11 protein-coding genes and 1 riboswitch are annotated in these 11,761 nt (G+C 75.5%); of the genes, 7 read left to right on the forward strand and 4 right to left on the reverse strand.

Features of this window, described 5'->3' with window-relative positions:
• Positions 1–137 precede the first annotated feature (137 nt).
• Both qcrC and ctaE read right to left on the reverse strand, forming a co-directional pair.
• A complete protein-coding gene (gene qcrC, locus BMZ50_RS04660) occupies positions 138–1,022 on the reverse strand; it encodes a cytochrome bc1 complex diheme cytochrome c subunit (protein ID WP_091321692.1) in 885 nt (294 codons plus the stop codon).
• Between the two features lie 7 nt (positions 1,023–1,029).
• On the reverse strand, positions 1,030–1,644 hold the full coding sequence (gene ctaE / locus BMZ50_RS04665) for an aa3-type cytochrome oxidase subunit III (RefSeq protein WP_091321694.1): 615 nt from the start codon (positions 1,642–1,644) through the stop codon (positions 1,030–1,032).
• Between the two features lie 131 nt (positions 1,645–1,775).
• On the opposite strand from ctaE, the gene BMZ50_RS04670 reads away from it, so the two are divergent.
• Together BMZ50_RS04670 and trpD are read left to right on the forward strand one after the other, a co-directional pair.
• Entirely contained in the window at positions 1,776–2,192 is a 417-nt protein-coding gene (locus BMZ50_RS04670; protein ID WP_091321696.1) for a response regulator, read from the forward strand.
• Positions 2,189–3,259, forward strand: coding sequence for an anthranilate phosphoribosyltransferase (trpD, locus tag BMZ50_RS04675; protein WP_091321698.1), 1,071 nt, complete (start codon positions 2,189–2,191; stop codon positions 3,257–3,259). Before BMZ50_RS04670 ends, trpD begins: the two co-directional genes overlap by 4 nt.
• A gap of 7 nt (positions 3,260–3,266) precedes the next feature.
• Here the strand turns inward: trpD and BMZ50_RS04680 are convergent, their stop codons facing one another.
• Complete coding sequence (locus BMZ50_RS04680; RefSeq protein WP_091321700.1) at positions 3,267–3,554, reverse strand: Lrp/AsnC family transcriptional regulator; 288 nt, start codon at positions 3,552–3,554, stop codon at positions 3,267–3,269.
• Positions 3,551–5,425 carry a DEDD exonuclease domain-containing protein gene (locus BMZ50_RS04685; protein ID WP_245753347.1) on the reverse strand — a complete coding sequence of 625 codons (1,875 nt, stop codon included), beginning with the start codon at positions 5,423–5,425 and terminating at the stop codon, positions 3,551–3,553. Before BMZ50_RS04685 ends, BMZ50_RS04680 begins: the two co-directional genes overlap by 4 nt.
• Positions 5,426–5,623: 198 nt before the next feature.
• Here BMZ50_RS04685 and BMZ50_RS04690 point away from each other — a divergent pair, with 198 nt between their 5' ends.
• The 5 genes from BMZ50_RS04690 to BMZ50_RS04710 all read left to right on the forward strand — a co-directional run bounded on the left by BMZ50_RS04690 (position 5,624) and on the right by BMZ50_RS04710 (position 11,750).
• A complete protein-coding gene (locus BMZ50_RS04690) occupies positions 5,624–7,366 on the forward strand; it encodes a D-alanyl-D-alanine carboxypeptidase family protein (RefSeq protein WP_091321702.1) in 1,743 nt (580 codons plus the stop codon).
• A 96-nt stretch (positions 7,367–7,462) separates the two neighbouring features.
• Positions 7,463–7,786 carry a hypothetical protein gene (locus tag BMZ50_RS04695; RefSeq protein ID WP_091321704.1) on the forward strand — a complete coding sequence of 108 codons (324 nt, stop codon included), beginning with the start codon at positions 7,463–7,465 and terminating at the stop codon, positions 7,784–7,786.
• 188 nt (positions 7,787–7,974) lie between these two features.
• Positions 7,975–8,152: riboswitch (cyclic di-AMP (ydaO/yuaA leader) on the forward strand.
• A gap of 16 nt (positions 8,153–8,168) precedes the next feature.
• Positions 8,169–9,251 carry a C40 family peptidase gene (locus tag BMZ50_RS04700; RefSeq protein WP_091321706.1) on the forward strand — a complete coding sequence of 361 codons (1,083 nt, stop codon included), beginning with the start codon at positions 8,169–8,171 and terminating at the stop codon, positions 9,249–9,251.
• A 97-nt stretch (positions 9,252–9,348) separates the two neighbouring features.
• Complete coding sequence (locus BMZ50_RS04705) at positions 9,349–10,614, forward strand: M48 family metallopeptidase (RefSeq protein WP_091321709.1); 1,266 nt, start codon at positions 9,349–9,351, stop codon at positions 10,612–10,614.
• Complete coding sequence (locus BMZ50_RS04710) at positions 10,611–11,750, forward strand: glycosyltransferase family 4 protein (RefSeq protein ID WP_091321711.1); 1,140 nt, start codon at positions 10,611–10,613, stop codon at positions 11,748–11,750. Before BMZ50_RS04705 ends, BMZ50_RS04710 begins: the two co-directional genes overlap by 4 nt.
• Positions 11,751–11,761 lie beyond the last annotated feature (11 nt).

The raw sequence follows: 11,761 nt of genomic DNA on the forward strand, positions 1-11,761 counted from the left end.
GGCGCTCGTCGTACGTGCGCGCACAGCTGCTGTGCCTCCAGGCGAGCTCGCGAGCTCGCTCGCCGATTCCTCCCCGCTGACTTCGACGGTCAGCGGGCGCCGACCTGCTGTGTCCGGGGTGGGGGCGGCCGGCGTGCTCACGCCTTGCTCCCCATCCAGAACACGGCGAACAGCAGCGCGCCGATACCGACGACCCAGATCACCAGGCCCTCGGCGACCGGGCCCATGCGGCCGATGCCGGCACCACCCGGATCGGCCTGGCTGTTGATGGTCTGGACGTAGTTGATGATCGACCGCTTCTCCTCGGGGGTCAGCTGGTTGTCCCCGAAGACCGGCATGTTCTCCGGGCCGGTCAGCATCGCGGTGTAGATCTCCAGGTCGCTGGAGTCCTCGAGGCTCGGCGCCGCCTTGCCCGAGGAGAGCGCGCCACCCTGGCCGACGAAGTTGTGGCAGGAGGCGCAGTTGAGTCGGAACAGCTCGCCGCCCTCGGCGAGGTCGCCGTCGCGCAGGTCGCCGGAAGGGAGGGTCGGACCGCCGCCGTTGGCCTGGACGTAGGCCATCAGCTGGTCGATCTCCTCGTCGGAGAAGACGGCCGGCTTGTCGGGGGCGTCGGCCTCCTGGCGGGCCAGCGGCATGCGTCCGGTGTGCACCTGGAAGTAGACCGCTGCCTCGCCGACGCCGATCAGTGACGGGCCGCGGTTGGGCACGCCCTCGAGGTTGGCGCCGTGGCAGCTGATGCAGCTGCGCTCGTACAGCTCCCGGCCGGCGGCCTCGGCGGACGACTCGTTCGCCGTGCCCTCGTCGGTGGCGTACGCCGGGGACAGGGCCGAGTAGAGCGCGCCGGTGAGGACCAGGGCAGCCATCAGACCGGCGACGTTCATGACGCGGCGGCGCTGCTTGGACCGGCGGCGGGCGCGAGCCGAGGCGGCAGGGGCGCCCTCGGCGCGGCGGCGGAGCCAGCGCGCGCGGCCGCGGTGCGGCACGTCGTTCTGGGCGTCGGACTGCGGGTTCGTGGTGGACACCGGTTCCCTAGCGGATCAGGTAGATCGTGGCGAAGAGCCCGACCCACACGACGTCGACGAAGTGCCAGTAGTAGGAGACCACGATGGCCGAGGTCGCCTGCGCCGGCGTGAACCGGCCCATGGTGGACCGGATGAGCAGGTAGACGAAGGCGATGAGGCCCCCGATGACGTGCAGCGCGTGGAAGCCGGTCGTCAGGTAGAAGACCGAGCCGTAGGTGGAGCTGGAGATGGTCGTGTCGTGCTCCGTGACGAGCACGCGGTACTCGTTCATCTGGCCGAGCACGAAGATCAGCCCCATCACGAAGGTGATGGTGAACCAGCGCCGCAGCCCGTAGACGTTGCCGTTCTCCGCCGCGAACACCCCGAGCTGGCAGGTGACCGAGGAGGCCACCAGGATGATCGTGAAGACCAGCGCGTAGGGCAGATCGAGGTGCGTGGGCTCCGGCGGCCACCCTTCGGTGGCGCGGGCACGCGCGGTGAAGTACATGGCGAACAGGCCGGCGAAGAACATCAGCTCGCTGGAGAGCCAGATGATCGTGCCGACGCTGACCATGTTCGGGCGGGTCAGGGAGTGCACCCGGGAGGTGTCGAAGGTGCCGCTCGCGACGGGAGCCGTTGTCACGGGGTCATCATGGCATCGCCGCCGAGGAGGTCACGACCGCGGGGGCACGGGCGTGGCGGCACCGTGGCCGGCTCGTTACCCAGCGCCGGTGTTGTCCTTCCCCGGATGCCGCGGGCACTAGGCTCTCGGTCGTGATCGAGGCACCGGCCACCGTCCTGGTCTACAGCTCCCGGCCCGAGGTCAGGGCCGCCGTTCGCACTGCGGTGGGACGCCGGCCGGCCGTCGACGTGGGCCCGGTGACGTACGTCGAGTGCGCCACCGGCGCGGAGGTCGTGGACACCGTGGACGGCGGCGGGGTGGACCTCTGCATCCTCGACGGCGAGGCGCAGCCGACCGGGGGGATGGCGCTGGCCCGCCAGCTGAAGGTCGAGGTCTCCGACTGCCCCGCGCTGTGCCTCCTCATCGCCCGGCAGCCCGACCGCTGGCTGGCGCACTGGTCGCTGGCCGACGCCACGCTGCCCTTCCCCATCGACCCGCTGACCGCGCCGGCCGTCGTCGCCGACCTCCTTCGGGACCGGGTGGGGCAGCGGCCGGCCGTGCGCCGGTGAACGGGCGCACCGCGCCAGGTGGGCCCACCTGGCCGGCCCTGCTGACCCGGCTGCTGGCCGGGGGGGACCTCTCCGCGGAGCAGGCAGCGTGGGCGATGCGCGAGGTGATGGTCGGTGAGGCCACCCCCGTTCAGATCGCCGCGTTCGCCGTCGCCCTGCGCGCCAAGGGGGTGTCGGCGGAGGAACTCGCCGGGCTGACCGGGGAGATGCTCGCGCAGGCGACCCCGGTCGAGCTGCCGCTGGCGAGCGTCGACATCGTCGGCACCGGCGGTGACGGTGCGCACACCGTGAACATCTCGTCGATGGCGGCCGTGGTCGCGGCCGCCGTGGGCGCGCCGGTCGCCAAGCACGGCGGGCGGGCGGCCTCGTCGTCCTCCGGTGCGGCGGACGTGCTGGAGGCGCTCGGGGTCGCCATCGACCTCCCGGCGCCGGCGGTCGCCCGCTGCGTGCAGGAGGTCGGGATCGGCTTCTTCTTCGCGCCGGTCTTCCACCCGGGCATGCGGCACGCCGCCGTCCCGCGGCGGGAGATGGGCATCCCCACGGTCTTCAACTTCCTCGGCCCGCTGACCAACCCGGCGCGGCCGGCGGCGGCGGCGATCGGCTGCGCCGATCCGCGGATGGCCCCGGTCATGGCCGCGGTGCTCGCCGGGCGCGGCATGCGGGCGCTGGTCTTCCGCGGGGACGACGGGCTGGACGAGCTGACCACCGCGACGACGTCGTCGGTGTGGGTGGTCCGGGACGGCGAGGTCGAGCCCGACCGGGTGGACCCCGCGGCGCTGGGCATCGACCCGCCGCCGGAGGGGGCGCTGCGCGGCGGGGACGCGGCGTTCAACGCCGACGTCTTCCGGCGGGTCGTCGCGGGGGAGCGGGGGCCGGTCCGCGACGCGGTGCTGCTCAACGCGGCCGCGGCGCTCACCGCGTTCGGCGTGCGGGCCGAGCGGCTGCACGACGGCCTGGCCGCGGGTCTCGAGCGTGCGGCGGCCGCGGTGGACGACGGCCGGGCCCAGGCGCTGCTCGACGGCTGGGTGACGGTCAGCCGCTCCCTGCGGGAGGAAACCCGCGGCTGAGCGTGGGTCAGTCGGCGGAGTCGAACCCGATCGCGAAGGCCGCTTCCAGGTCGTGCCGGGAGTAGGCCCGGAAGGCGATGTGGGTGTCGGTCTCGAGCACGCCGGGCACCTTGTTGATCCGGCCCGCGATGACGTCGGCGATCTGCTCGAACTCGCGGACCCGCACCACCGCGATGAGGTCGACGGCGCCCGCGACCGAGTAGACCTCGCTCACGTTCTCGAGGGCGGCGACGGCCTCGGCCACCTCGGGGATCTGGTCGGTGGCCGCGTCGATCATGACGATGGCGGTGATCACGCCGGCGATGCTAGCGGGGGTGCGCCCCGGCCGGCGGGACCGTGCGGGGCAGGGAAGACGCGCTCGGGGCGGGCCCGGGTCCCGAGCGACCGGCTGTCGGCGAAAGGGTCCCGGCCGGCCCGCCCGGCCTCCACGCGGTCGAGGAACCCGCTGTAGCCGCCGGTGCCGGGCACGGGGCAGGCGAGCGTCCCGGACACCTCCACCAGGCGGGTGCCGGGCTTCTCCATCCAGCGCAGCACCAGTTCGGTCTCGTCCACCGAGGCGGCCAGCGCGTCCTCCGCGTCCGGCAGCGTCTCCGCGGTGGCGCGGAGGTCGGCGAGGGTCTGCCGGACCGAGGTCCCCCGCGCGGCGCACCCGGCGGCGACCAGGCGGCCGCGGCGGACCACCGACAGCTGCCAGCCGCCGTCCCCGTCGGGCCGGGCGAGGACCAGTTCCGGGACCGTCGCCAGGGATTCCAGCCGCTGCCGCCGGCGGACGGCACGGACGAGGACGGCGATCCGGTCGCGGAGGACGGCGGCGTCCTCGTAGCGTTCCTCGGCGGCCAGCCGGTCCACCCGCGCCAGCAGCGGGGTCAGCAGCGCCTGCGGGTCCGCCGCGACGGCGGTCCTGAGCACCGCGGCGATCTCGGCGTACTCGTCCACCGACTGCGCGCCGGTGCAGGGCGCCCCGCACCGGCCCATGCCGGCCAGCGCGCACGCGGTCCCCAGCACGCGGGGGGAGAGCCGGCCGGTGCACTGGCGCAGCGGCAGGGACTCGTGGATGACGGCGACCGCGGCGTCCGCCGCACGCCGGTCGGGGAAGGGGCCGAGGAACACGCCGGCTCCCGGCCGCACCCGGCGGACCACCGACAGCCGGGGGAACGGTTCCTCGGTCAGCCGCACCCACAGGGCCCGCTCGGGGAAACGCGACCGGCGGTTGTACCGCGGCTTGTGCTCGGCGATCAGCCGCAGCTCCCGGACGGCGGCCTCGAGGTCGTGCGCGCACGGGATCGCGTCGACCCGCTGGGCCAGGGCGACCATCTCGGTGATCCGGCTGCGCTGCTCGCCCGCGGTGAAGTAGCTGCGCACCCGGGTGCGCAGGTCGTTGGAGGTCCCCACGTACAGCGGCTCGTCCCGCGGGCCGCGGAAGAGGTACACCCCGGGACCGGGGGGCACCGTGTCGGCCAGGTGCCGCTTGCGCCGGCGCTCGGGGTCGACCTGGCGGGTGAGCCCGGTGAGCTCCTCCAGCGAGGTGATGCCCAGCGGCCCCAGGCGCTCGAAGAGCCCGTGCAGCACGTCGACGGTGGCCCGGGCGTCGGCCAGGGCCCGGTGGCAGGGCTCGGTGCTCGTGCGGAAGTAGGGCGCCAGGGTGGCCAGCTTGCAGTTGGGGACCTCGTCGCGGGTGAGCAGCCGGCGGGCCAGGACGGCGGTGTCGACCGAGGCGGCCGCCGGCCAGGCGATGCCGTTCTCCGCGCACGCGGCCTTGAGGAAACCGAGGTCGAACGGGGCGTTGTGGGCGACCAGGACCGCGCCGCGGGCGAACTCCAGGAAGCTGGGCAGGACCGCGCCGATGCGGGGTGCGGTGGCCACCATCGTCGAGGTGATCCCGGTCAGCACGCTGATGTACGGCGGGATCTCGCAGCCGGGGTCGACGAGGGTCTGGAACTCACCGAGGACGGCGCCGCCGCGTACCTTGACCGCCCCGATCTCGGTGATCGCGCTGTCCTTCGGCGACCCGCCGGTCGTCTCGAGGTCGACGACGACGAACGTGATCTCCGCCAGCGGGGTGCCCAGCTCGTCGATGGTCGCCTGCTCGTAGCGCGGCAGCCCGGCGGCGGCTCGCGCCGCCCTGCCGGCGGCGATCCCGGCCAGCCGGGCGGAGGAAGAGGCCACGGAGCGGACGGTAGGTCGCGGGGGTGACAGTCCTGGGGACGCGCCGCCCGGCGTGCCGCGGCACCGGTGACCCGGTCGCCCGCCGTGCCGTCGCCCGACCGGGCGAAACCCCAGGTCCCTGCAGTGGCGGGCCGGACGTGACCAGGACAACATCCACTCGTCGGACCCCGGCGGTCCCGAACTCGAAGAGGGGGTCCGATGCTTCCGCGCTCGTGGCGGCGCGCCCGGCGCCCGCAGGCATGCCTGCCGGCGGTGGCCACGGCGGCCGCCGCGCTGCTGCTCCTGCCGCCCGCCCCGGCGGCGGCCGCGCCGAGCGACCAGCCAGGGGGCACCACGGGCGTGCTCGACAGCCGCGCCCTCGACGAGCTGCAGCAGCGGGCCGCGCAGGTGCAGGCCGACCTGCAGGAGCGGCAGGGCCGCGTCGACACGGCCCGGGCCGAGGTGGCCGCTGCCGAGGCGGCCGCCGCGCAGGCCGAGGCGGTGGTTGCCGACGCCGAGGGCGAGTGGTCGCGGTTCCGGGCCGCGGTGGCCAGCTACGCGGCGGCGGCCTACCGCGACGGAGGCGCCCTGACCCCGCTGACCCTGCTGCTCAGCGGTGGGGACCCGGGCGACGTCGTCGCGGCCGTCGGCTACCTGGAGGCGGTGGACCGGCACACCGCCGGGATCGTGGCCGCCGCCGAGCAGCAGCGGCAGGCCGCCCGGGCGGAGCAGGAGGCCGCCGGGGAGGTGCTGGCGGCGGCGCGGGCCCGGGCCGAGGCGCTGGCGGCCGAGGTCGGTGAGCTGGAGGCGGCGGCCGCCGCGGTGACCGGCGAGCTCGACGCCGCCCTGGGCGACGTCGACCGGCAGGTGGCCCGGTTGCAGCAGGAGCAGCTGGAGGTCAACCGACGGACGGCGGCCAACTGGCGGGCCTACCTCGACCAGCTGGCCGCGGCCGGGATCACCCCGCCCCCGGCGGCGGCGCTGCGCGCTCCGCCGGCCGGACTGCCCGCCGGGCTCGTGCCGGTGGGCTCGGTCGCGGGCGGCGCGCAGCGGGGCGCGGCGCAGCTGCCCCGGCAGCCGAACTCGCTGCTGGTGCTCCCCGCCGAGACGCTGACCGCGGTCACGACGGCGATGGACGCCCTGGGCCTGCCCTACGCACCCGGCACCACCGGCCCGGAGTCGTGGGACTGCGGGTCCCTCGTGCAGGCGGCCTACCGCGCCGCCGGCGTCGACCTGCCCGCGAGCCAGGCCGACCTGTTCGCGGTGACGACGCCGGTCGCCCCGGCCGACGTGCTCCCCGGCGACCTGGTCTTCCTGGGCGCCGGGGAGGCCGGGCTCGGGCACGTGGGCCTGGCGCTCGACCCGCGCACCATGCTCGCCGCCGACGCGCGCGCGGGGGCGGTGGTCGTGCGCACGCTGCCCTCGGACCAGGTGCTGGGCATCGCCCGGCCGAGCCTGGGCCCACGCCCACCGGTGCCGGCGCCCGCGCCCACCGGGGGCGCGCTCGAGGTGAGGTGCGGCCACACCGTCCACCCGCCCGGTTTCGACGGCGCCCGCGCGTGGGGCGGCTACCCCAACGGGCTGATCCCCCCGAGCGCGCTGTGCCCGCTGGCGGTGGCCGGTCACTCGCTGCGCTGCGACGCGGCGGCCGCCTGGCGGGCCATGGCGTCGGCGTACGCCGACGCCTTCGGCACGCCGCTGTGCCTCACCGACTCCTACCGGACCTTCGCCGGCCAGGTGCGGCTCTACGGGGAGAAGCCGGCGCTGGCGGCGGTGCCGGGCACGAGCAACCACGGGTGGGGGCTGGCCGTGGACCTGTGCGGCGGCATCGAGCGGTTCGGCACCCCGCAGTACGCCTGGATGGTGGCCAACGCCGGCCGGTTCGGCTTCCTCCATCCGACGTGGGCGGACCCGGGCAACGGCCGGGAGGAGCCCTGGCACTGGGAGTACGCCGGTAGCTGAGCCGGGAATGTCGGTGCCCGTTCCTACGGTGCTCCCGACCCACCGAGGCCGCGGACGGCCTCCGCGACCAGGGTCCGGCCATCGAAGGAGTGGGCCATGTACATCGACTGCGACACCTGCACCGTGCGCGGCACCGGCTGCGCCGACTGCGTCGTCACCGTGCTGCTGGGGGCGCCGCCGGGCTGGCAGGGCACCGACCCTGCGGTGGTGCCCCTGGCCGGGGGGTGGGACGGCGCGCTCGTGGCGGAGGACGCCGATGAGGCCGTCATCCCCCCGCCGGGCGTGGTGGTGGAGTTCGACGAGATCGAGCGCCGCGCCGTCCGGGCGCTGGCCGAGGGCGGCCTGGTGCCACCGCTGCGGCACCGGGCCGCGCCCGGGAGGCGGGGCGGACGGGCGTCCGAGAGGCGGCGGACCGGCTGAGGACGCGGCCGGTGGGTGCGCGGTGAGCCGGGCGGCAGGGGGGTCCCCGGGCGGCGCCGCCCGGCGTGTCGCGCTCACCTGCACGATTGCCACAGCAGTCCCGGCGTTTCCCGTTTGTCACAGGTGCATCACGCCCGTACGGTGATCCGGTCCGGCCGGGTGGCCGTCACCTGCAGAGAGGTGACCTCGACCGGGCACCGCCGAATCGCCCGACGCGCTCCCGCAGCGTCGAGGGTGAACCGGGGACCCACCGCAGTACTGGGGTGAGTTCTCACGTGCACCGGCTCGCCGGTGCACCGAGATAGGGCACCTTTCTTCCCAGCCCGAACCCGTCAGCTAACTCGGTAGGCGGTTGCTGAGGAAGAACGGAGAGCCGCCTACCGTGGCGACCCCTCGCCCTGCCCTGGGGCATGCAGTCGATCCGCACCATCCCGACCTCCCGGTCGCATTCCGCCGCCCCACCCTCGCTGGCCTGCTCGGCCGCGGTGTGGTGATCGGGGCCACCGCCCTCCTGAGCGTCACCCTCCTGCCGGGCACGGCTGCCGCGGACCCGGACCAGCAGGCCACGAGTGCCGCGCAGGCCGCCCAGCTGGTCGCCGAGGCGAGCCACCAGCTCGAGGTCCTGACCGAGCAGATCAACGAGGCCCGGGAGGTGCTCGAGCAGCAGCAGGCCGCCGCGGCGAGCGCCCACCAGGCCGCCGCCGAGGCGCAGGCCCGGCTCGCGTCGCTGGACGGCCACATCCGGCAGGTCGCCCGGACCGCCTTCACCGGTGATGACATGACCGAGCTGGACCTGTTCATGACCAGCGAGTCCGCCGAGGACTTCGTGTCCCAGCTGACCACGCTCGAGGCCATCGCCGGGCACACCAACGGCCTCCTGGCCGACGTGGCCGAGGCCGCAGCCGCCGCCGAGGACGCCGAGGACGAGGCCGACGCCGCCGAGAAGGAGGCGCAGCGGACGCTGGACGACCTCAGCGCCCAGCAGGCCGAGTGGGAGCAGGACAAGGCCGACTACCAGGCGCAGTACTCCGCGCTGTCGGCCTCTCAGCAGGAGGAGGTCGACACCGCGCACGCCGGGCAGTCCGTCGCGGTCGCCCCGGCCGCCGCGGACAGCGCCGCCGCCCAGATCGCCGTGAACACCGCGCTGGCCCAGGTCGGCGACCCGTACGTGTGGGGGGCCGGCGGGCCGGACTCGTTCGACTGCTCCGGTCTGACGCAGTACGCCTACGCCGCCGCCGGGATCAGCCTGCCGCACTCCAGCCGCATGCAGTCGCAGATGGGCACCTCGGTGTCCCGCGCGGACCTGCGGCCCGGCGACCTGATCTTCTACTACAGCCCGGTCAGCCACGTGTCGATGTACATCGGCAACGGCCAGATGGTGCACGCCTCCACCTCCGGCGAGCCGGTGAAGGTCGTCAGCGTGGACTCCATGGGCGGGATCACCGGCATGCGCCGCATCGCCTGAGGGTCGTCGACCCGCACCGTGCCCAGGGCCGGTGACCTCCGCGGAGGTCACCGGCCCTGCCCGTCCCCGGCCCGGGCCCGCCTCTAGGATCGGGAGGGTGAGCGCCCGCCGGGCCGCGCTGCTGGCCGCGGTCGTGCTCGGCGCGGCGCTGGTGGTCGTGATCGCCGTGCGCACACCATGGGTGGTGCTGCCCGAACCTCCGGGTGGCCGCACCCCGATGGATCCCACCGCCGGCCTCTCGCCCGAGCAGATCGAGCGCGCGAAGTCCTTCGCCGCCGCCATCCGGCCGGCGTCCCTGGCCTCGCTGGTGCTGGGGCTGGCCGTCTCCGCCGTCCTCGGTCTCACCCGGCTGGGCGGGCGGCTGGTCCGCACCGTGGCCCGGCCGCTGGGCGGCGGCTGGGTCTGGCAGGTGCTGCTGGGCACCATCGCCCTGGTGGTGATCGGGCGGCTGGTCACGCTCCCGCTGTCGGCCTACGGCGAGGTCGTCCGCCACCGGTACGGGCTGTCCACCCGCGGCTGGGGGCTGTGGCTGCGGGACGTCGCGGTGTCGACCGGCATCAGCGCGGTGACGACCGCGCTGGCGATGCTCGTCCTGGTCTGGCTGATCCGCCGTGCGCCGCGGACGTGGTGGGCGTGGGCCGCCGCGGGTGCGGCCGGGCTGGTGGTCATCGGGTCGTTCCTGTGGCCGGTGCTCGTCGAGCCGGCGTTCAACCGGTTCACGCCCCTGCCGCCCGGCCAGCTGCGCACCGACCTGCTGGAGCTGGCCGAGGAGAACGGCACGCCCGTGCAGGACGTGCTGGTGGCCGACGCCTCCCGCCGCACGACGGCGCTCAACGCGTACGTGTCCGGGTTCGGGGCCACCCGCCGCATCGTCGTCTACGACACCGTCCTGGCCCGGCTGCCCGACGCGCAGATCGAGTCCATCGCCGCCCACGAGCTCGGTCACGTCGTCTACGACGACGTGCTCACCGGCACGCTGATCGGCGCTCTGGGCGCCGCGGGCGGGGTGGCCCTGCTGGGCTGGCTGCTGCCCTCGACGCGGCTGCTCCGCCGCGCGGGCGCCGACTCGCCGGGCGACCCCCGGGTGGTGCCGCTGGTCCTGTTCCTCGTCGCCGTCGGCTCCCTGGCGGCGACCCCGGTGCAGAACCTGGTGTCCCGGCACATCGAGGCGCGGGCCGACGTGCGCGCCCTCGACCTGACCGGCGACCCGGAGGCGTTCATCGAGATGCAACGCGGGCTCGCGGTCGCCAACCTCTCCGATCCCGATCCGCCCGCAGCCTGGCAGTGGTTCTTCGGCTCGCACCCGACGGTGGCCGAGCGGGTCGCGCTGGCCCGCGACTGGGCGCGCCTGGAGGCCCGATGAGACGCACCCTGGTGGTCACCAACGACTTCCCACCCCGGCAGGGCGGCATCCAGACCTTCGTCGCGGCACTGCTGGCCCGCCGGCCGCCGGACTCCCTCGTCGTCCTGGCGTCGCGGTCGCCGGGCTGGGAGGAGTACGACGCGCAGCTGCCCTACCCGGTGGTCCGCCGGCCGACCGGCATGCTGCTGCCCACCCGGGCGACGGCGCGCGCGGCGACCGACCTGGCCCGGCGGTACGGCTGCGACACGGCGTTCTTCGGTGCCGCCGCCCCGCTGGGCCTGCTCGCTCCCGCGCTGCGGTCGGCCGGTGTCGGCCACCTGGTGGGGGCGACGCACGGCCACGAGACCGGCTGGGTGGCCCTGCCGGGGGCGCGAGGACTCATGCGGCGCATCGCCGGCGGCCTCGACGTGCTGACCTACATCAGCGAGTACACCCGCAGCCGGCTGGCGCCGGCCCTGGGCGACAGGACGCGGCTGGCCCAGTTGTCCCCGGGCGTGGACGTCGACAGGTTCACCCCCTCGGCCGACGGCGCGGCGACGCGGAAGCGGTACCGGCTCGGCAGCGCCCCGGTGGTCGTCTGCGTCTCCCGCCTGGTCGCGCGCAAGGGGCAGGACGTGCTGGTCGCCGCCTGGCCGCGGGTCCTCGCCCGGCACCCCGACGCGCGGCTGCTGCTGGTCGGGGGCGGACCGGACGAGGCCGGCCTGCGCCGCGCGATCGCGGCCCGCGGCCTGCAGGACTCCGTCGTCCTCACCGGCCCGGTGCCCCCCGAGCAGCTGCCGGAGCACTACGCCGCCGGGGACGTGTTCGCCATGCCGTGCCGCACCCGCCGCGGCGGCCTGGACGTCGAGGGCCTGGGCATGGTCTACCTCGAGGCGGCGGCCTGCGGCCGGCCGGTGGTGGCCGGCACCTCCGGCGGCGCGCCGGAGACGGTGCAGGAGGGCGTGACCGGGCACGTCGTCGCCGACCCCCGGTCCCCGGAGGCCGTGGCGGCGACGATCGCCGATCTGCTCGCCGACCCCGAGCGGGCGCGGCGGATGGGCGCGGCCGGCCGGGCGTGGGTGGAGCAGCGCTGGTCCTGGACGACGATCGCGGCCACCTTCGCCGAGCTGCTCGAGCCCGGCGCCGCCACGCACTGAGCCCCGCCCCG

This window comes from Geodermatophilus ruber, assembly GCF_900114385.1.
Taxonomy (GTDB): domain Bacteria; phylum Actinomycetota; class Actinomycetes; order Mycobacteriales; family Geodermatophilaceae; genus Geodermatophilus; species Geodermatophilus ruber.